Consider the following 18,890-nt stretch of genomic DNA (forward strand, 5'->3'; position numbering starts at 1 on the left):
TAATTTTATAGTCTAAACAATCAATTTATTGGGATGTAAATATCCGTTAAACTCTTATCCCTCATATTCTTAGGAGGTTCTGTCACATATAGTTCAAAAGGAATAGCATCTCTTATTTGACTCGTATCTTTGAATAACCACTCTTGATACATATACTGCCAAGCTGCTTCGTATTCTTTAGCCGATAGGTCAAAATGCCCAACACCAAATTTACCAGAAATACTGCCTATACAAACATTACCACTTTCTTTAATTTCAACTTGGTTAGAAACAGTCATCGCCATAGTGGTTCTTAAGTTTTTTTCTTCTGTTATAAAAGGATTATCATTATACATCGTTAATACTTTTGTTATCTCCGGATCGATTAAATCCTGTTCCGTCGCAAAGTCAAATAATTCTTTAAACATCTTTCGACTATTTTTTCTAAATGCCACGTAACTTCCTCTAAAACGAATATAAATAATTTTTTGATTCTCTAAAGTCTCTGTTGTGATATGAGTTGGTTTTATCATCATTCATTCCTCCATTTATTAGTATGGCTTCATTATGACAACTTCTCAGTCTTCTTTCTTGTCATTTCTTGCTCTCTTCTATAATGAGATGGACTCCTACCGAAATACCTTTTAAAAGCTCGACTAAAGGAACTAACATCTGAATAGCCATAATTTAAGGCAACTTCTGTTAGTGAAATAGATTGATTTATAGATAAAAAAGAGCTGCTCGTTCCATTTTTATTCGTGTCACAAACTGTTTTAACGTTTCACGAGAATACTCTTTGAATAACCGATGAAAATGATACGATGAAAAGTTAGCATGATTAGCTAAATCCTCCAAACTAATAATGTCATCCAAGTGCGCTTCGATATAATCTTCTGACTTATTAATCAATCGTGAATATTCTTCTTGCTGCGCGTTATTAAATTCAGACACTTTTCCTTCCTCCAAATAATTATTAATTGCCTTTAGCTTATCATAATTAATCTATTCTCTTTACTCAATTTGATATAATAAACTTAATACAATCGAAAATTTATTCATGATACAAATTGTGTCAACCTTATAATAGCAACGATACGTACACACACTAGGTATTTACATCTGTTTCATCAATAATGAAATCAAGGAGGTTTACTAATGAATATTTCAGAAGAAATTAAAAATCAGAGAGTTAAAAACAAATGGACACAAGAACAATTAGCAGACATTTTAAATGTTTCCAGATCAACCGTTTCTAGCTGGGAAGTTGGTAGAAATTATCCCGATTTAGAAACCATAGTAGCCATTAGTGATTTATTTGAGATCTCGTTAGATGAATTATTGAGAGGAGATAAAAAAATGTTAGAACAAATTACAGAAGATACTAATACACGTAAAACACAATCAAAAAAAATTAAGTTATTAACAGTTGGAATAGTCGCCTTATTAATAAGTCTACTAATTCTTGTTTACGGCAGCTTACAAAGTCAAGAAATAGTCAGTCCCAATCAAATTGAATCCATTAAAATGACAGATAGTAGAGAAGTCTTAATTACAGCCAATCTACCTTTTTACCGCAGTGTTTCTGGGTCTGCCTACTATGCTGATAATAACGATCCTAGTATTATGATTATTAGAATTGATACCAAGGTTGATTTAACTATGAAAAATAATGAATCGATTGAACTGCACCCTTATACCTTTCAAGATTTATCACAAATAAATATTGAAAATAAATATGGAGAAATTATTAAAACGTATCTCATAAAATAACAAAAGAGAGTATTCTATAAGTATTTACACTTATAGAGTACTCTCTCTTACTGATTAATTAACCAAATACTTTAAAACGGTTATCATCAGCCATGTATTCTTTTTCGCCAGCTGGTGTTTCAATAGAACCAAATACCATTTGACCACGTAATTTCCAAGATGCTGGAATTTCCCATTCTGCTGCAACAGCATCATCAATTACTGGGTTGTAATGTTGTAAGTTTGCTCCAATGTTATTTTCAGATAAGGCTACCCATACGTTAGCTTGAGTCATACCACTTGCTTGCTCAGACCAAATTGGGAAGTTTTCTGCGTATAATGCAAATTGCTCTTGTAATCCTTTAACAACGTCCATATCTTCAAAGAATAAAATAGTTCCTTTTCCTGCTGCAAAACCTTGTAATTTTTCTTGAGTTCCAGGGAAGTTTTCTGCTGGTGTTAAAGGTTTTAAAGCATCCTCTGTCATGTTCCATAATTTTTTGTGTGCATCTCCAAAAAGAATAACAACTCGTTGTGTTTGTGAGTTGAATGATGTTGGTGTTTCTCTAACAACTTCTTTTACTAATTCTTCTACTTCTTTATTTGAAAGAGAAATATTTTCTCCTAAATGGTAAATTGAACGACGTTTTTTTAACGCTGTAATAAATGCTGACATATTTTCACAATCCTCTTCTTTGTTTAGTTTTATTAGTAACAAGAGCATCATACCAACATACTTTTTGTAAGTAAAATATTTTGCTCACTTTTTGTAAGTTTTTATTTAAAAATGGAGTTAAAAAAAGAGAGAGAGTCACAATAGGCTATCTCTCACGCTTCTTATTAAGCTGATTTATATTTTTTTAGTCCCGGAATATTTAACATAATGACTAAACTAATTAGATAAATGATTGATAAGAACATAACAACCACTGTTAAATTATATTGATCCATTAAAAAGCCAATCACAACTGATGAAAAGCCTCCAATAGCACGTCCCACATTCATAATAAAGTTATTAGCAGTTGCTCGAATTTCTGTTGGGTATAAGAAACTAATAATTGCCCCATATCCACCGTACATTCCATTGATAAAGTAACCTACAATAACTGCTGCGATTAATAATGACCATTGACCTTTAGCTAATGTTAGTAAGTAGACAGACGCTGATGAAGCGACTAAGAATAAACCAAATGACAATCTTGGCCCTAATTTATCCATTACTGTACCAAAAGTTAACATACCTAAAGACATTCCTAAAATGGTACTAATCATCCATAATGAAGAGCCTGAAACAGACAGCCCAAGTTGTTTTTGCATGATTGAAGGTAGCCAATTCATTAACCCAAAGTAACCTGCGATTTGAACAGTTACCATTAATGATAAACCAATTGTTTGCCAAGTCGTTTTTGCTCCATCAAATAATAAAGAAAAATCAGCTTTTTTAACTTCTTTTTCTTCTTTTGTAAAATCTTCTGGCTCTTTTAAATCTTTACGAATCACAAGAACTAACAAAACTGGTAAAACACCAATGACATACAACATTTTCCAACCAAACATTGGGATAATGAGTGATGCTAAAATAGCTGCCATAATTGCCCCAACTTGTCCCCCAATAGCTACTACTGATGTTGCTTTAGCTAAATGTTTTTTATTAAATGTCTCAGATACTAAGGACATACATGCACCGTATTCCCCACCTGCTCCAATCCCTGCTATAAAACGGAATAAGTAAACCCAATACACATTACTAGCAAACATCATCAGTAATGACGCTACTGAAAAAGTAATAACTGTGTATGAAAAAATCTTAACACGTCCGTATTTATCCGCTAAAAGACCAAAAAAAATACCACCTACAAGCATGCCTAGATTGGTAATCGTTGATATGAATCCAGCCTCGACACTGGAAATATTTAATGATGCCATAATTGAAGATAATGAAAAAGCTAAAAACATGATGTCCATATTTTCTAGTCCGATTCCAGCTGCTGTTGATACTAATACTTTACGTTGATACTTAGACACAAAAAATCCACTCCTTTTTCTTTTCATCACATTAAAACACACTTAACAAGCTATTAAAAGACATTTTTATATTAATAGTCTTACTATTTTTTTCTGTCTATTTACCGTTTAAACCCATATTTAATAAGAATGATTCATTTACTAATAAAAAAACTATCTATTACTTTTTTTCATTCTAATTGTTAATGAAAAGACTGATTTAATCTTCAGAGGTTTTTATTTTCCTAGGTTAAAAATAATTTAAGTTTTTCTTTAATTGGTTGTAATCTTTCCATCTCTTAGCTATTGTATGTAATAACTAAAAAACGAAAGGGAGATTTTTATGGAATCATTAAAACTAAATCTACTCATTCTGATTCAAACCATTTTAAATTTTATTGCCTTGGATCGAATTATATTCCATTGGTTACCTACTAATTGGCTCCCTGATAGCGCTGCTGGTCAAATTATTCCCTTTATTATTTGGGGGATTTTACTTATTTTCTCTTATGCTTTGGCTACTAGATTTAATAATCAAGAAAACAAATAAAAGCTAAGTTAAATTCACGATGAATTTAACTTAGCTTTTTTATGTATACTGACGCCATTTTAGTAATCTAGCTTCAACTTTATCAATTAGTAAAAATAAAACAAATGATACCGCGCTTAAAATTAATATACCACTATACATATCTAGATAATCTAATCTACCCCAGGCATCCATAATAAAATAACCTAAGCCATACTCTGTTCCATAAACTTCTGTGAAAAATAAAATAGCAATGGCTGTTCCTAGTGCTACGCGAATAGCACTTAAAATAGAAGCTAATCCTGCTGGTAAGGTAATTAATTTAAACAATTGCCAGTTAGACGCTCCTAAGACTTTTAACTGCTTAAAATAACTCTCAGGAATTCCTTTAATACCATCTCTAACAGATAAAATAACTGGAAACACAACTATTAACAAAATTAAAATAATTTTCGACTGATTACCTAAACCAAACAACAACATAATTATTGGTAGTAAGGCGATTTTCGGAATTGGATATGTTAAATACACTATTGGATCTAATAGCTTATTCCACTTCTCGCTTCTCCCCATTAATAAACCAACAAAAAAACCAATAACAACTGCCAACAACATTCCCCAAAACAACCTAATGAAACTATTATAAACATGTAAGCTCATTTTAGTGACATCCATTTGAAATAAGTGCTGATAAACTTTTAATGGACTTGGTAACATGTCTTGTTTTAACCATAAACTTGCCAAGAACCACAAAACATTTAAAATGAGAAAGGCCATTAACCCATGAAACCAACTACTTTTTTTCTTCATATTGATTAAGGACCTCCCTTACTTGCTTAGCTACTTGATAAAAAGAATCTGACACTCTTTTTTCATCAGAAGAAATGGAAAAACTTGGATTAGAGATTTCCTCTACTATTTGCCCTGGTTTACCAGATAATAAAATAATTCTCTGTCCTAAAAAGACAGCTTCTTCTACATCATGCGTAATCAATATTGTTGGGGCTGGTTTTTGATACCACTCACTCAAAAATAATTGCTGCATTTTTTCTCTTGTAATAGCATCTAAAGCTGAGAATGGTTCATCTAATAGATAGACATCTGAATCCATGACCATTGCTTTAGCGATTGCCACTCTTTGCTGTTGACCACCACTTAACTGATTTGGGAATTGTTTTAATAACAGTTCTAAGCCTAGTTCTTTGATGATCCTTAGAATTTCTTGCTCTTTATTCCCTATTGTAGGTTGCTTTTTAATGGATAAACCTAAGAGTATGTTTTCCTTAACAGAAAGCCAAGGAAGTAAACCATAATTTTGAGGTATCCATGAGATATTCATTTGTTTAGTCGAGATGGGTTGATTGTTTAGCTCAATCTTCCCAGAAGTTATTGGATGTAGAGCTGTAATACTATTAATAAGGGTTGATTTACCTGTACCACTTGGACCAATTAAGGCAACAATTTCTTGTTCTCCAATGGTTAAATTAACATCATTTAATACAGTTTTATCATCATAGGACACTTTTAAATCTTTAATCTCTAACATCCAAATTACTCCTTTTATTTAGTTAATAATGGGCTCAATACATCTTCAGTTTTTAATTCTTTTGAATAAATACCTTGCTCTTTTGACCAATCAAAAGCCTTGTTTAATTGGTCATTTTTGATTTGTTCAGCATGTGTATAAGTAGGTAAAGTTACGCGTCCTTTTATCTCATCTGTAAAACCTATTTTTTCTTTCATCACATCATAATAATCATCTAGCTCGTGCTCATTAATAAAATCAACGCCTTTGTTATAACCTCGGTAAAAAGCTTCTACTGATTCTTTATTAGTTGTTAATGCTTCAGTTGTAAATCCGAATACTGTTGCGTCAATACCTAACTCGTTGCTATTTCCTAGCTCTGTTAAGCCTTTAGCTAAACCGATTGTTCTAAATGGCTCTGGTACCACTGTCGCATCTATTTTTTGATTAGCTGTCAATTCAACACGAACAGGAATTTGAGGGACTTCTTCATAAACAGTATCTGCTACTGCTAATCCTTCTGTCTGCAAAGCTTCATCTAAGAAGTAATACGGAGCTTGATTTTTAGCAATTCCTATTTTTTTGCCTTCTAATTCTTTTAATGTTGTTACTTCGGGGTTACTTGTTAAGATTGAAAATGTTCCAATTGATTGACTGACTACTTGGAAATCCATTCCACCTTGTAAATAAGTACTCACTGCAATTAAATCAGTGTTAGCTCCGTCTAAGTTACCACTACTTAAAGCTGCATCACGGTCTTTTGGAGATTTAAAACTTTGAAGATCTAGCGTTAAGCCTTCCTCTTCAAAAAAGCCTTCCTTTTCAGCTATATAAACAGGTAAACTATCAACAGCTGGCATAACACCAAAACTTAATGATAATTCCTTTTTGCTATCTTCTTTTTTTGTTTCTTTAGCCGGTGCTTTTTCTGTCCCACAACTTGCCAAAAGGGCAACAGATGCTACAGCTGCTAAACCTAACATAAATGTTTTTGTCTTCATTTATTGAATCTCCCTTACTTAAATATTAATGATTAGTGCAATGAATCACTTTGTATAAAGTAACACAAACTCATTATTTTTTCTAATATTAGGTTTCATTTTTGGTATCTTTTTATGACTATGATATTCTTAATGAATCTTATGAAAAATAGTTAATAAAGGAGATTGTGAATATGACATTAAAAATTGAAGTTGTTCCTTATCAGTCAGATTGGATTGAGCTATTTCAAGAAGAAAAAATGCAACTAACAAGAGTGATCTCTGAAGAAAATTTCATTTCTCTTCATCATATTGGTAGTACATCTGTTCCTAGTTTGTCAGCAAAACCCATTATTGATTTATTACTAGTAGTGAAAGATATTAGTAAACTAGATTTGGATAATGAAAAAATTGCATCATTAGGCTATTTACCTCGTGGTGAATTTGGTATCTCTGGAAGAAGATATTTTCCCAAAGGTGGCGATAATCGTACTCACCATTTACATGCTTTTCAATATGACAATGCTTATGATATCAGTAGACATCTCTTAGTTAGAGATTATTTAAGAACTCACGCAGAGGCACGTGAAAGTTATACTAATATTAAGATAGCTGGTGCTAAAAAATACCCACTTGATATTGATGGTTACGGCGATTACAAGGACTCTTTTGTTAAACAATTAGAAAAAGATGCGTTTATTTGGCATTGGAAAAATCAATAAAGAGGCTGATTTTTATCAGCCTCTTTAACTGTGAGTCATTTGCTTTCTGAATAACTCTTTATTCGGATGGTTTTCATAATATTCTTTAGCATGTTTGCACAAATACTCAGATAATAACTTACTATTGATTTTAATATGATCTTCTTTAGGTTTTTCCTCGCGAAGTTTTACTTCTGTTTCCGAATCAATATGAAAGTACAAGTCATCGTATTTCACTTCTCCTGACAAGGCGGAATCTCCCTGATGCAGTAATAAACAGCGCAATTTATAACATGCATGCCCACTAAAACTTTCTAACAAACTTTCCTCTTGATGAAATCTAGCATAATAGGTATTTTGTAAATGATGAAAAGATTCATTTTTATGAACGTGTTTTTCATACCATAAACGGTAACGATGCCCTACATTGGTTTCATGGGGGTACTCAATCTGGCTACATATATCAGGTAATGTTAAAGCTAAAGCCAATGCTGGTAAAGAACAATCTTTCCTATTGGCATCCTCTATAACTTCTATAATCTTTAGCATAATCTCGACTCCTTAATAGCTATTCAAACCGTTTCTTTTACATTATACAAAAATTTGTATTAATTAGATAGGTTGATTTTACCATTCGTGACTTAACACTGCATAATAATACTCATCCCACCAACCATTTTCAGTTGGAATACACTCTTTAAATTCTCCCTCACGTCTCATCCCAATTGCTTCCATTAATTTCCAAGAGCCTGGATTTTCTGGTTGACACGTAGCAATAATTCGGTGAATCCCTTTTTCTTTAAAGCCATAATCTAACATTGCCTTTGCGGCTTCTTTGCCATAACCTTTTTGATGATATCTTTTATTAAATACCCACCCAATTTCGTAAGAATGGTCACCAAAAAACGCTTCGAATGATAAATGGCCAATCAAACTATTATCTTCCTTCAAGATAACAGGGAAAAATATTTCCTTATTTTTCTCTAAAAATAAGGTCATTTCTTTTTTGTCAGCAAATTTTTCTGGTATATAGTGCATTGTTTCTTGATCCAATAAAAATTCAGTAGCAGCTTCCATATCTGTTGGTTCATAAGTTCTAATAAGTAATCTTTCTGTTTCCAATCTCATAACTAACACCTTCATTTTCCCTTAATAAGCACAGTTTAACATATTTTATCCCCTTCATCTCTTAAAACTAGGTAGATGGGTCTTTTATCCTATGTTAGAATAAAAGTATACGAAACTTCATGAATGGATTGAGGTGCAAAAAATGGACTTATTAAAAAAATACACATTAGAACTATCATTAACAACTTTAGGGATTGCTCTTATTGTGGTGGGAATGGTCTTTGGAACGAAAGTCATTGCTTTTAACTTAGACGGGTTTTATTTATTCCTAGCAGGTTTACTATTAACTATTTACGGTGTTGGAACAATTTTTTCAAAAGCCAAAGAACAGAAAAAAATGAATCAAAATGAATCAAAAAATGAGGTTGACTAAACAATTAGTCAACCTCATTTTTTATATCTAATCATTTTTACTGAAAGAGATCTATTAAAAAAGGGTTCTCTTCTTTTCTTAATCCAATCTCTAATAATTAATAACCAAAAAACAAACCAAATACCCATCGTTCCTAAAAAGAGCATTACTTGTAGTGAAACAATAGGCACGCCAATCGATTCTTTTTGATTGATAACAGCAGTCAGACGACTTAGAAGTGTTGGAAAATAAATTAAAAAAAAACGATAGCTAAGAGAAAAGATATCCTGTTTACCTGTTAAATCAAATTTTATTTTAACTACTTTTCCTCCTAGTGTTTTACCTTTTGTTAGTAATGGGAAAATAACCAAGAAAAAGAAAACAACTCCTGTATTTATCCAAAACCCCCATTGATTTTTACCAATGATAATCGTTAATATTCCTCCAATTAACTGAGCAATCGTCACACTAATAAATACCTCAATTAGTTGTGACCCGTATGAAGCTAATTGATTCACATCATATAATTTATCACGTTCTTTTAGCTCATCTCGACTTGGAATTAAATTAAGGAGTATAGGAGCTATAAAAAAGCCCAACATTCCTCCTAGAGTATTTGTTAATAAATCATCTACATCAAATAACCGATACGGATGAGCATAATAACCAAAAAGGGCGGTTAATTGAGAAACTTCAAAAAATAAGGTAGTACTAAATACAAGTAATAAAGCCAACCACCATTTTTTAGCTGTTTTTAAAAAATAGCGTAAATACACACCTAGTGGAAATAATAAAGCCATATTAAAAGCAACTTCTAAAAAGGTGAAAGACTTTAAGAGGATTGGATACGTGCTAATGGCTTTAGGATTAAACCCTGCCACTTCTCGAAAATTATGAAACATATTAAAAGGTCTTAATTGTGTATACACATTATCTTTAAAGACAATAGCATTATTTCTTTCAGCAGGCAAAGGTAAACTGACTAAAAATAAAGCCGTTAAACCATAATAAATAAAACTAAATATAATTAAGTTTCGCCAAAAACTAAAATAACCATGTTTTCGGTACTGATAAATAGTCCAAGGAGTTGTTCCTAAAAAAGCGATAATACCAAATACAAAAAAGGCGGTTGATAAAGGGACTGCATATGAAGGCATTGATTGACTCCTTTCTTTTAACTCTTTCTTTGGCACTACTTTAACAAGTAATACCCTAAATTTCAAATATATATTTAATTTTAACAAAAAAACATGGCTAAAAGTGATTAACACTTTCAAACCATGCTTTTAATTTTGTCAACTTAACTATTATGGAATAATTTTTGCCTGTTGAACTAAATTACTTTTCAACTCAATTATTTCACCTTGTTTACGTCTATCGGCTAATTCAGCTGAAGCTGTGAATAATAAATCGCTAGAAGAATTAAGTGCAGTTTCTATAGAATCTTGAAGAACCCCAATAATAAAGCCAACTCCCACAACTTGCATCGCGATGTCATTTGAAATTCCAAACAAACTACAGGCTAACGGAATTAACAATAACGAGCCTCCTGCAATTCCTGAAGCGCCACAAGCTGATACCGCAGCAATAACACTTAAGATAAAGGCTAAATAAATAGGCACTGACATTCCTAATGTATTGACAGCTGCTAAAGTCATAATCGTAATAGTAATTGCGGCTCCTCCCATATTGATAGTTGCTCCTAAAGGTATAGAGACAGAATATGATTCTTCATTTAAATTCATGGCTTCTGCTAGCTTAATATTAACAGGAATATTAGCTGCTGAACTTCTTGTAAAGAAGGCTGGCAGAGCACTTTCTTTTAAAACAAAAAAGATTAATGGATAAGGGTTTTGACGAATCTGTACAAATACTATTGCAGGATAAATAATCAAAGCTACAAAAGCCATTGTTCCAACCAAAAGAAGCAATAACTGGCCATAATTAGCAAGACCTGCGATACCTGTTGTCGCAACAGAATTAAAAACTAAACCAACAATACCGATTGGAGCTAAACTAATAATCATTTGAACGACATTCGTTACACCCGTTGACAGATTATCAAGTACCTCTTTTGTTCCTTCTGATGACTGACGTAAGCCAATCCCAATCAACGAAGACCAACATAATACTGATAAATAATTCCCCTCTACCATGGCTTGAATAGGGTTTTGAACCACACTTGTTAGGACATTACCTAAAACATCACTCAATTGACTTGGCCCACCACTAGCTTCTTTTGTGACGTTTAAGACTATCTCAACTGGGAACAGATAGCTTGCAACAACTGCTACTAACGCTGCTAAAAACGTTGCTAATAGATAGGTTCCTAAAACTGAGCCCACATACGTTTTAGTATCTGCTTTTTGTTTAGCTAACGAGGCTATGATTAAAACAAAAACCAATAGTGGTGCTATAGCTTTTAAGGAACCCACAAATAATTCACCTAGGACGCTAATAAAGGTCCATTTAGGCACCATTACTCCTAGTGTGGTTCCTACTACAATTCCTATCATGATTTTTTGAATTAACGACATTTTCCGAATCGCTTTGACCATTCATTTCACGCTCCTTTAAAGTAAATTATTTTTTTATATAAAAAAGCACTTAAAAGAATTCTCTTAAGTGCTTTCTCATTCTTAATTTAGAGAGACATTTTTATAGTAAGGACTACCTAGAGAACGGTAAACTAATCCTTTTACTTTTGGTTTCACTAAGAAACTTTCACTTGATTGATACACTGGTGTATAAGGAAGTTCTTCCATCATACGTTTGTGAGCACTAGTTAATGTTTCCCAACGTTTTTCACTGTCATTAGCATAAGTAGTTGATGACTCTTCTAATAACTTGCTAAATTCTTCATCTTCCCACTTACCATAGTTTTGAACTGTTCCTGTATTAGCTAATTGTAAGAAGTCATAAGGATCTGCAAATGTTGCTGCCCAACCTGCAAGGACGATGTCAAAATCACCTTTACTCATTTTATCAAGACGATTGGCAAATGGTACTGTCGAAACATTGACTTTAAGTCCTGGTAACGCTTCTTCTAATGTTCCTTGTAAGTATTCTGCTAATTTTTTAGCTGAATCAGTATCTGAAGCTAGTAGAGTAAATTCTAATTTTTCACTACCTAATTCTTTTTTAGCTTTTTCCCATGACACTTTAGATTTATCGGCATCTGTTATTTTTAGATTACCTGAATCTTTTGCAAAGTCGCCTCCTGTTTTGGGATTCACGATACCTGTTGGTACAAATCCGTTAATCTCTTTAGAGCCATCTCCTAAGATCGTATCAACAATTTGTTTTGAATCAATCGCGTAAGTTACAGCTTCACGGAAGCTCTTATTAGCTGCTAATTTGTTTTCAAAATTATATTGCATGTAATAACTTGATGGATATTCTCTAATAACTAAATCTTCATTCCCAGCTTGTTGCTGAGCAAATTCACCTTTTACCTGAATCACGTCAACTTCATCTGCTTGGAACATGTTTAAACTTGTTCCATTTTCTTTCACTACTTCTATGTTGACTTGATCAATCTTCACATTAGCTGCATCTCGATAGTTTTCATTTTTCTCATACTTCCAAGAAATATTAGTTCCATCCCAATCAGCTAGTTTGAACGCACCATTATAAACTAAATTATCACTATTAGTTGCATAGCTATCACCTTTTTCCTCAACTGTTTTTTGATGTTGAGGATAGAACGTTGGTTTTGCTAATAGAGAATCCAAATACGGAATTGGATAATCTAATTCAATTTCTAAGGTGTAATCTCCCACAGCTTTAACGCCTAACTCTGTAGCAGGCTTTTCACCTGTTTTAATACTACCATAGTTTTTAAATCCGTCAAATAGATGAGAGTATTCTGATGCTGTTTTAGGATCAGCAGAACGTTGCCAAGAGTAAACAAAATCATGAGCAGTAACTGGATCTCCATTACTCCATTTACCATCTTCTTTTAACTCAATCTTATATTTTTTCCCATCATCAGTAGGAACGGCAACTGCTTTAGCTAAAGCAGGCTGGCTCGTACTATCATCTGCAAATTCATATAAACCTTCCATAACTTGACTAATCGCTGAAAAACTAACCACATCAGTAGCTTTTGAAATATCCATTGTAGGTAATTCTGACGACTCTACTACGGTCAACACTTTTTTCTCTGTTCCCTCTTCTTTTTTAGTTTCTGTTTTCGCCTGTTCCTTGTTTCCACAAGCCACTAAAAGGGTTAACGATGCAACCATCATTCCCTGAACAATTCGTTTCATTTTCATAGATACAACTCCCTTTTTTTACATTAAAATAATATTAAAAAGATTAAAATTTAATAACAATACTATAGAATTTACTCATTCAAGTCAATAGAATAATCTTTATTATTGCAAAAATAATAAATTAAAGGTATATTAATCCTAAATAAACTTATAAAAACTTAAAATAGTTAAAAATAAATGCAAATAAACTTATAGGAGAGATTGAATGAATCAACAAGAACGCTTGGTAAAAATCATTGATTTATTAGAAGACACTAAAAAATTAAAACAAGAAGAAATAGCTGATTATTTTAACATTTCAAAAGACACAGCTCGTAGAGATATTATCAAATTAGTTGAAAAAGAATTAGTTGAACGAACTAAAGGTGGGATTCAGCTACCAGTTATTAAACAACAATTAACAGATTATCAAGACAGAATTATTCAAAATAGCTCTCAAAAAAAAATTATTGCACAACTAGGTAGTCAACTAATCAAAGAAAAACAAACTATTTGGTTAGATGTTTCGACCACTGTTGAATTATTAAGCAAAGAATCACTTCCCCAAAACTCATTATTCGTTACCAATTCAATTGATAATGCTGTTTCTTTTTCACCGATTATCAATCAACTTTATTTGCTAGGAGGCTACTATCAATCAGATTCACGTGTGTTAAAAGGGCCTATGCTAACAACGCAGTTAAATAATTTTTATTTTGACCTAGCTTTTATCGGAGCTTCTGGTATTTCAGAAGAAGGTATCTTTTTCGATGAATTAGAAGATATCGATTTACATCTAAACTTACGTGACAAATCAAAACGTGTTGTTTTATTAGTTGATTCTAGTAAACAGCAACAACGAACTTCTTTTAAAATTGCGTGGGATTCAATTGATACATTGATTACTAATAGTATTCTAGACGATTCTTTAACAGAAGCCATTACCAAACACCCAATTGACATCATTTACCCTTAGGAGGATATATATGAAGACACTTATAAAAAACGCAACAATCATTCAAGATAACACACCTAAAGTAGCATCTATCGAAATCAAAGAGGATAAAATTATCGCCTTACATTTTGATAATAATTTCCAAAACGAAAACGACTTTGATTCTGTTATCGAGGCTAATAAGCAACTCCTTATTCCTGGCATGATTGATGTTCATATTCATGGTGCAAATCATTATGACATGATGGATGGTACCGTTAAGAGTATTCAAGAAGTCTCTAAAAAATGTTTAGAAACAGGAACTACAGGCTTTTTAGTGACTTCTGTTACATCTTCTTTAGAACAATTGTTAGGAATGATTAAAGCGGTTAAAGAAACAATTGGCAAAGAAGAAGGAGCAAAAATTTTAGGTATTCATTTAGAAGGGCCTTACTTAAATCCAATCAAAAAAGGCATGCAAGATCCTAATTATTTACGCTTACCTGATTTAGATGAAATGAAAGAAATTATGCTCTATGCAGAAGGGTTAATTAAAATGGTAACTATTGCCCCAGAATTACCAGGTGCTCATGAGGTCATTGATTATTTAATATCAGAAGGGGTAGTTGTGGCTGCTGGTCACACAAATGCGACTTACGAAGAAGGTATTGCTGCTTTTAATAAAGGGGTTAATCATATCACACACTGTTGTAATGCTATGCCAAATATTCATCACCGTGAACCTGGTATTACACTTACAGCATTAGAGGATGAACGTGTGAGTATTCAAGCTATAGTGGATAATATTCACTTACATCCTGGTATGGTTCGATTGATGCATAAAACGAAACAAGCTCATAACATGGTACTTATCACCGATGCTCTTCAAGCTATGGGAGTGGGGGACGGTATCTATCATTTTGGTGGCCATGAAGTGACTGTAACTGATGGCGTTGCCAGATTAAAAGATGGCACCTTAGCCTCTAGTACAGTAACTATGAACAAAGCACTGCAAATCAGTACAGATATGTCCTTACCCTTAGGAGATAGTATTCAAATGGCTTCTCAAACACCTGCTGACATACTAAACTGTTCTCATATCGGGCAAATAGCTCTTGGATTTGATGCCGATTTAATCTTATTATCTGATTCATTTGATGTTGAAAAAGCAATCTTAAAAGGCAACATACTTATCTAATAAAAAGTCAGCTACAACAAATAATGTTGTAGCTGACTTTATTTAAAGTAATATCTTTTTTGAGGGTATTTTTTTGTTTTATCTATAAAATTTAAGTGACCCGTTTTTTCAAAATCGTGGTTCCATTTAAACATTTGTTTATAAATTTTAAAAGTTGGCTGATAATTAGCTTTTTCGATACCTAATTTTTGTTTTAAAAATCGCAAACTAAAGCGATATACTCTAACGAAATAAAAAATATCTAGAAAAATAACCTTTGAACTACTATCAAAAATTGGCTGCACAATCTCTCGTAAACAAGTCCCTTCAATCAACCAACTATCCTTCTGTACGATATTTTCGACAAGGAGATTAATTTCATCATCTGTTCTTTTTCTATCTTCTATTGAAGAACGTTCAAAAATCAAATTGTCCATTTCAAAAAAAGCCAAGTCTAATTCTTTAGCTATCTTTTTACCTAATGTGGTTTTGCCACTTCCGACTGAACCTACTATATATATTTTAGAAACATTATTAATTTTGAGATATGTTATCATTTCTTGTTCTCTTAATCTTCCTTTAGACACCAAATCAATCACTCACAATCAAAACAATTGCTAAACAAAATAGCTTATTGATATAATACCAAAAAAGGAAGTCGAGGTGTTATTTTGGAACCAAATTTTAGATTCGCTAAGTTTGAAGATTTACCACAAATTGTGGCTATTTATAATGACACTATTCCAAGCTATATGGTTACTGCTGATTTAGAAGCTATTTCAGTTGAATCTCGCCATGAATGGTTTGAACAGCACATATCGGATCAATTTCCTTTATGGATTATTGAGTTAGGCAATCAAACAGCTGGATGGATGGCGCTTAGTCCTTTTAAAGAAAGACCAGCTTATAGTAAAACAGCTGAAATTAGTATTTATATTCATGAATCATTTAGAGGTAAACATTTAGGTCACAAATGCCTTACCTTCTTAGAGGAACAAATCCCCAATTATCCTTTTGAAACAGTTGTAGCCCTTGTTTTTGAGCATAATTTAGCTAGTCAAAGTTTATTTACAAGAAATGGCTACATGCTTTGGGGACATTTACCAAATGTCGCTATTTTAAATGATAAACATCGTGATTTATTATTTTTAGGAAAAAGATATCAATAAAAAGAGAGGATAATCAAAAGTTATCCTCTCTTTACTTTATTTTCCTTTAACTTCATCCCAGTATTTCTTTTGTTCTTCTTCCCAGTAACGTTTATCTTCATCAGTTATCGCTCTAATGACTTTACAAGGATTTCCTGCTGCAATAACATTATCTGGTATATCTTTTGTCACAACAGCTCCAGAACCAATAATAGTGTTATCACCAATTGTCACTCCAGGATTAACAACTACATTTCCACCAAACCAAACATTATCACCAATCGTAATAGCTCGGCCAAATTCTAATCCAGAATTTCTCACAACTGCATCAATTGGATGTCCTGGTGTTAATAAACTGACTTTTGGTCCAAACATACAGTTATCACCAATTGTTATAGGCGCAACATCTAAAAAGACACAATCAAAATTAGCATAAAAATTATTTCCAATAGTAGTATTGGTACCATAATCACATCTAAAGGGTGGTTCAATATAAATATCTTCCCCTGTAGCTTTAAACATTTGCTTTAAAAGAACCTGACGATAATCCATCTGCTCTTCAGTTGTATTATTAAATAAACGAGTTAGTTGACGACTCTTTCTAGCGTCTTCTCTTAATTCTTCATTTCCCGCTCGATATAATCCTTCTTGCAACATTCTTTCTTTTTCTGTTCGCATGCCAATTCTCCCATCACAACTTTTAGTTAGTTCCTATTTTAAATTAAGTGCATTCAGTCTAATACATTCTTACTATTCTTTCAATCTTTTTCCTCTAATCATCAACTTAATTTATGCTATGATTATTCTATGTAAGAAAGGAAAGAGATATTTGAAAACATTATTATTTGCTCCTGAAACTTTCAATCTAGCTGAAACCACACGAATGATTGAAGTGGCTAAAACATTTAAAGAAGAAGCTAATTGTATCTTTATAGGCTATAGCACAGAATTTTCCTATCTAATAGAAAAAGAAGGATTTACTTTTAATTTATTGACTCCCTATTTAAGTAACAAACAAATAAAAGAAATTATGGCTTTTGATCAAGGTAAGTCCCTAAAAAATCCTTTTAACTATCAGTTATTAAAAGAGAGGATAGAATCTGAAATAAATATCATTAATCAAATAACTCCTGATGCTATTATCATTGGTTCGACTATTAGTTTATTGATTAGTGCTCGACATAAAAAAATCCCCTTAGTCTATGTAAAACCATTCGCTTTATCAAGAGGACATATCGAAAGTGACTCTTTTTTAGAAAATAATATTATGCGAAAAGCAATTCAATCTGTGGCACTTAAATTAAAATGGTTACCAAAAGATATGAAGAAACTCATTAAAGAATATCAAGTAACTCGTTTTTTCCCTTATACAATTGATGCATTAGATGCCGATTTAAATTGTATAACAACACCTGATATTTTTACTAATTATGCTGAATTACCTAAAAACAGCTACTATGTTGGTCCAATATTTGCTAACTTAGAATCACCTATTCCTGAACAAGTATATGAATTACTGAAGCAGAATAAAAAGCCTACTATTTTTTGTAGCCTAGGTAGTTCTGCAAATGCAAAAATTGTTTACCAAGTATTACAAAATTTTTCTGGATTAGATATAGAAGTTATTAGTCCTATGAAATACTTTCTCTCTGATAATCAAATAAAAAGTTTACCTTCCAATGTTCACCTTTTTGATTGGCTCCCAGCAAAAGAAATTCAATCACAAGTAACAGCATCTGTACTTCATGGCGGTGAAGGGACCATACAAACAGCTTGCGTTTCCGGGAAACCATTTATAGGTATTGGTCTTCAAACAGAGCAACGTTACAATATTTCAACTTGTGTCTTCTATGGAAATGCATTAAATTACAAAAGTAGTAAAATAAAAAATAAAAAAATATTTCAACAATGTGTACTGGAACTATTATCACAAGAAAATTTATATTATCAAGCACAAACACTAAAAAATTATTTTGATAAAGAAGAAAATGGAACTCTTAAAACACATCAATTAATAAATTCGTATTTATCTAAAAAATAAAGAAAGACCTAGGAAAATTATCTTTCCTAGGTCTTTCTTTATTAATAACTGATTTTTTTATAAAAAAAACGCAAAAGCATGGCGACGTCCTACTCTCACAAAGGGAAACCCTTCACTACCATCGGCGCTAAGAAGCTTAACTTCTGTGTTCGGCATGGGAACAGGTGTATCCTTCTTGCCATCGTCACCACACTTGCGTGCGTTTATTTAATTGAGTGATTATTCACTCAAAACTGGATGTTTTTAGTTAGACTACATTATTTTCTTTCACCGGTTTTTCTTTGGTTAAGTCCTCGACCGATTAGTACTAGTCCGCTCCGTACATCACTGCACTTCCACTTCTAGCCTATCTACCTGATCATCTTTCAGGGGTCTTACTTTCTTAAA

Annotated in this window: 23 protein-coding genes and 2 rRNA genes; 8 read left to right on the plus strand and 17 right to left on the minus strand. The window is 32.4% G+C overall.

Going from position 1 to position 18,890, the window contains the following annotated elements; all coding sequences use genetic code 11:
- Positions 1-20: 20 nt before the first annotated feature.
- Genes ACODH8_RS11250 through ACODH8_RS11260 form a run of 3 tightly spaced genes read right to left on the minus strand, consistent with a single transcriptional unit; the run spans position 21 to position 930 of the window.
- A complete protein-coding gene (locus ACODH8_RS11250) occupies positions 21-512 on the minus strand; it encodes an AraC family transcriptional regulator (protein WP_420504244.1) in 492 nt (163 codons plus the stop codon).
- Positions 513-544: 32 nt separating this feature from the next.
- Complete coding sequence (locus tag ACODH8_RS11255; protein ID WP_420517747.1) at positions 545-703, minus strand: helix-turn-helix domain-containing protein; 159 nt, start codon at positions 701-703, stop codon at positions 545-547.
- Positions 700-930: an AraC family transcriptional regulator gene (locus ACODH8_RS11260; protein ID WP_420517740.1), complete on the minus strand. Its 231-nt coding sequence runs from the start codon at positions 928-930 to the stop codon at positions 700-702. Before ACODH8_RS11260 ends, ACODH8_RS11255 begins: the two co-directional genes overlap by 4 nt.
- Before the next feature lie 204 nt (positions 931-1,134).
- Here ACODH8_RS11260 and ACODH8_RS11265 point away from each other — a divergent pair, with 204 nt between their 5' ends.
- The gene (locus tag ACODH8_RS11265) at positions 1,135-1,749 is read left to right on the plus strand and encodes a helix-turn-helix domain-containing protein (protein ID WP_420517741.1); all 615 of its coding nucleotides are present in this window, start codon (positions 1,135-1,137) and stop codon (positions 1,747-1,749) included.
- 58 nt (positions 1,750-1,807) lie between these two features.
- Here the strand turns inward: ACODH8_RS11265 and ACODH8_RS11270 are convergent, their stop codons facing one another.
- Both ACODH8_RS11270 and ACODH8_RS11275 read right to left on the minus strand, forming a co-directional pair.
- On the minus strand, positions 1,808-2,404 hold the full coding sequence (locus ACODH8_RS11270) for a nitroreductase family protein (protein ID WP_332466481.1): 597 nt from the start codon (positions 2,402-2,404) through the stop codon (positions 1,808-1,810).
- Between the two features lie 164 nt (positions 2,405-2,568).
- A complete protein-coding gene (locus ACODH8_RS11275) occupies positions 2,569-3,753 on the minus strand; it encodes an MFS transporter (RefSeq protein WP_420517742.1) in 1,185 nt (394 codons plus the stop codon).
- 322 nt (positions 3,754-4,075) lie between these two features.
- On the opposite strand from ACODH8_RS11275, the gene ACODH8_RS11280 reads away from it, so the two are divergent.
- Complete coding sequence (locus ACODH8_RS11280) at positions 4,076-4,282, plus strand: hypothetical protein (protein ID WP_420517743.1); 207 nt, start codon at positions 4,076-4,078, stop codon at positions 4,280-4,282.
- Positions 4,283-4,321: 39 nt separating this feature from the next.
- Here ACODH8_RS11280 and ACODH8_RS11285 read toward each other — a convergent pair whose 3' ends face one another.
- From ACODH8_RS11285 to ACODH8_RS11295, 3 genes are read right to left on the minus strand one after another with little or no spacing between them, the layout of a single operon-like run.
- Positions 4,322-5,071 carry an ABC transporter permease gene (locus ACODH8_RS11285; RefSeq protein WP_420517744.1) on the minus strand — a complete coding sequence of 250 codons (750 nt, stop codon included), beginning with the start codon at positions 5,069-5,071 and terminating at the stop codon, positions 4,322-4,324.
- A complete protein-coding gene (locus tag ACODH8_RS11290) occupies positions 5,055-5,807 on the minus strand; it encodes an ABC transporter ATP-binding protein (protein WP_332466474.1) in 753 nt (250 codons plus the stop codon). Before ACODH8_RS11290 ends, ACODH8_RS11285 begins: the two co-directional genes overlap by 17 nt.
- Positions 5,808-5,821: 14 nt before the next feature.
- Complete coding sequence (locus ACODH8_RS11295) at positions 5,822-6,787, minus strand: ABC transporter substrate-binding protein (protein ID WP_332466473.1); 966 nt, start codon at positions 6,785-6,787, stop codon at positions 5,822-5,824.
- A 173-nt stretch (positions 6,788-6,960) separates the two neighbouring features.
- Here ACODH8_RS11295 and ACODH8_RS11300 point away from each other — a divergent pair, with 173 nt between their 5' ends.
- Positions 6,961-7,488 (plus strand): GrpB family protein, encoded by a 528-nt coding sequence (locus ACODH8_RS11300; RefSeq protein WP_332466472.1) that lies wholly within the window; start codon positions 6,961-6,963, stop codon positions 7,486-7,488.
- A 24-nt stretch (positions 7,489-7,512) separates the two neighbouring features.
- Here the strand turns inward: ACODH8_RS11300 and ACODH8_RS11305 are convergent, their stop codons facing one another.
- Together ACODH8_RS11305 and ACODH8_RS11310 are read right to left on the minus strand one after the other, a co-directional pair.
- A complete protein-coding gene (locus tag ACODH8_RS11305) occupies positions 7,513-8,016 on the minus strand; it encodes a hypothetical protein (RefSeq protein ID WP_332466471.1) in 504 nt (167 codons plus the stop codon).
- Between the two features lie 78 nt (positions 8,017-8,094).
- Positions 8,095-8,595, minus strand: coding sequence for a GNAT family protein (locus ACODH8_RS11310; RefSeq protein WP_332466470.1), 501 nt, complete (start codon positions 8,593-8,595; stop codon positions 8,095-8,097).
- 142 nt (positions 8,596-8,737) lie between these two features.
- Here ACODH8_RS11310 and ACODH8_RS11315 point away from each other — a divergent pair, with 142 nt between their 5' ends.
- A complete protein-coding gene (locus tag ACODH8_RS11315) occupies positions 8,738-8,968 on the plus strand; it encodes a hypothetical protein (protein WP_332466469.1) in 231 nt (76 codons plus the stop codon).
- 14 nt (positions 8,969-8,982) lie between these two features.
- Here ACODH8_RS11315 and ACODH8_RS11320 read toward each other — a convergent pair whose 3' ends face one another.
- From ACODH8_RS11320 to ACODH8_RS11330, 3 genes are all read right to left on the minus strand, one after another.
- The gene (locus ACODH8_RS11320; RefSeq protein ID WP_332466468.1) at positions 8,983-10,104 is read right to left on the minus strand and encodes a VanZ family protein; all 1,122 of its coding nucleotides are present in this window, start codon (positions 10,102-10,104) and stop codon (positions 8,983-8,985) included.
- Between the two features lie 150 nt (positions 10,105-10,254).
- The gene (gene sstT / locus ACODH8_RS11325; RefSeq protein WP_332466467.1) at positions 10,255-11,505 is read right to left on the minus strand and encodes a serine/threonine transporter SstT; all 1,251 of its coding nucleotides are present in this window, start codon (positions 11,503-11,505) and stop codon (positions 10,255-10,257) included.
- 81 nt (positions 11,506-11,586) lie between these two features.
- Entirely contained in the window at positions 11,587-13,224 is a 1,638-nt protein-coding gene (locus tag ACODH8_RS11330; RefSeq protein WP_332466466.1) for a peptide ABC transporter substrate-binding protein, read from the minus strand.
- Between the two features lie 205 nt (positions 13,225-13,429).
- Here ACODH8_RS11330 and ACODH8_RS11335 point away from each other — a divergent pair, with 205 nt between their 5' ends.
- Positions 13,430-14,179 (plus strand): DeoR/GlpR family DNA-binding transcription regulator, encoded by a 750-nt coding sequence (locus ACODH8_RS11335; protein ID WP_332466465.1) that lies wholly within the window; start codon positions 13,430-13,432, stop codon positions 14,177-14,179.
- A 10-nt stretch (positions 14,180-14,189) separates the two neighbouring features.
- A complete protein-coding gene (gene nagA, locus ACODH8_RS11340; RefSeq protein ID WP_420517745.1) occupies positions 14,190-15,335 on the plus strand; it encodes an N-acetylglucosamine-6-phosphate deacetylase in 1,146 nt (381 codons plus the stop codon).
- 38 nt (positions 15,336-15,373) lie between these two features.
- Here the strand turns inward: nagA and ACODH8_RS11345 are convergent, their stop codons facing one another.
- Positions 15,374-15,901: a shikimate kinase gene (locus tag ACODH8_RS11345; RefSeq protein WP_332466463.1), complete on the minus strand. Its 528-nt coding sequence runs from the start codon at positions 15,899-15,901 to the stop codon at positions 15,374-15,376.
- Positions 15,902-15,985: 84 nt separating this feature from the next.
- On the opposite strand from ACODH8_RS11345, the gene ACODH8_RS11350 reads away from it, so the two are divergent.
- Positions 15,986-16,483 carry an N-acetyltransferase family protein gene (locus tag ACODH8_RS11350; RefSeq protein ID WP_332466462.1) on the plus strand — a complete coding sequence of 166 codons (498 nt, stop codon included), beginning with the start codon at positions 15,986-15,988 and terminating at the stop codon, positions 16,481-16,483.
- Between the two features lie 36 nt (positions 16,484-16,519).
- On the opposite strand, the gene ACODH8_RS11355 is transcribed toward ACODH8_RS11350, so the two are convergent.
- Entirely contained in the window at positions 16,520-17,140 is a 621-nt protein-coding gene (locus tag ACODH8_RS11355) for a sugar O-acetyltransferase (protein WP_332466461.1), read from the minus strand.
- Between the two features lie 151 nt (positions 17,141-17,291).
- Between ACODH8_RS11355 and ACODH8_RS11360 the strand changes: the two genes are divergently transcribed.
- The gene (locus ACODH8_RS11360) at positions 17,292-18,503 is read left to right on the plus strand and encodes a glycosyltransferase (RefSeq protein ID WP_420517746.1); all 1,212 of its coding nucleotides are present in this window, start codon (positions 17,292-17,294) and stop codon (positions 18,501-18,503) included.
- 76 nt (positions 18,504-18,579) lie between these two features.
- Here the strand turns inward: ACODH8_RS11360 and rrf are convergent.
- Positions 18,580-18,695, minus strand: a 5S ribosomal RNA gene (gene rrf, locus ACODH8_RS11365).
- Between the two features lie 89 nt (positions 18,696-18,784).
- Positions 18,785-18,890, minus strand: a 23S ribosomal RNA gene (locus tag ACODH8_RS11370); the annotation flags it as partial.

The sequence above is a fragment of the Vagococcus fluvialis genome (assembly GCF_048815235.1).
GTDB lineage: Bacteria > Bacillota > Bacilli > Lactobacillales > Vagococcaceae > Vagococcus.

Excerpts from the sequence above, each read along its gene's own strand:
- ACODH8_RS11270 (WP_332466481.1), bottom strand. The coding sequence starts at position 2,404 with ATGTCAGCATTTATTACAGCGTTAAAAAAACGTCGTTCAATTTACCAT.
- ACODH8_RS11265 (WP_420517741.1), top strand. The coding sequence starts at position 1,135 with ATGAATATTTCAGAAGAAATTAAAAATCAGAGAGTTAAAAACAAATGG.
- ACODH8_RS11280 (WP_420517743.1), top strand. The coding sequence starts at position 4,076 with ATGGAATCATTAAAACTAAATCTACTCATTCTGATTCAAACCATTTTA.
- ACODH8_RS11300 (WP_332466472.1), top strand. The coding sequence starts at position 6,961 with ATGACATTAAAAATTGAAGTTGTTCCTTATCAGTCAGATTGGATTGAG.
- ACODH8_RS11320 (WP_332466468.1), bottom strand. The coding sequence starts at position 10,104 with ATGCCTTCATATGCAGTCCCTTTATCAACCGCCTTTTTTGTATTTGGT.
- ACODH8_RS11315 (WP_332466469.1), top strand. The coding sequence starts at position 8,738 with ATGGACTTATTAAAAAAATACACATTAGAACTATCATTAACAACTTTA.
- ACODH8_RS11355 (WP_332466461.1), bottom strand. The coding sequence starts at position 17,140 with ATGCGAACAGAAAAAGAAAGAATGTTGCAAGAAGGATTATATCGAGCG.
- ACODH8_RS11305 (WP_332466471.1), bottom strand. The coding sequence starts at position 8,016 with ATGCTAAAGATTATAGAAGTTATAGAGGATGCCAATAGGAAAGATTGT.
- ACODH8_RS11290 (WP_332466474.1), bottom strand. The coding sequence starts at position 5,807 with ATGTTAGAGATTAAAGATTTAAAAGTGTCCTATGATGATAAAACTGTA.
- ACODH8_RS11295 (WP_332466473.1), bottom strand. The coding sequence starts at position 6,787 with ATGAAGACAAAAACATTTATGTTAGGTTTAGCAGCTGTAGCATCTGTT.
- ACODH8_RS11285 (WP_420517744.1), bottom strand. The coding sequence starts at position 5,071 with ATGAAGAAAAAAAGTAGTTGGTTTCATGGGTTAATGGCCTTTCTCATT.
- nagA (WP_420517745.1), top strand. The coding sequence starts at position 14,190 with ATGAAGACACTTATAAAAAACGCAACAATCATTCAAGATAACACACCT.
- ACODH8_RS11330 (WP_332466466.1), bottom strand. The coding sequence starts at position 13,224 with ATGAAAATGAAACGAATTGTTCAGGGAATGATGGTTGCATCGTTAACC.
- ACODH8_RS11310 (WP_332466470.1), bottom strand. The coding sequence starts at position 8,595 with ATGAGATTGGAAACAGAAAGATTACTTATTAGAACTTATGAACCAACA.
- sstT (WP_332466467.1), bottom strand. The coding sequence starts at position 11,505 with ATGGTCAAAGCGATTCGGAAAATGTCGTTAATTCAAAAAATCATGATA.
- ACODH8_RS11250 (WP_420504244.1), bottom strand. The coding sequence starts at position 512 with ATGATAAAACCAACTCATATCACAACAGAGACTTTAGAGAATCAAAAA.
- ACODH8_RS11335 (WP_332466465.1), top strand. The coding sequence starts at position 13,430 with ATGAATCAACAAGAACGCTTGGTAAAAATCATTGATTTATTAGAAGAC.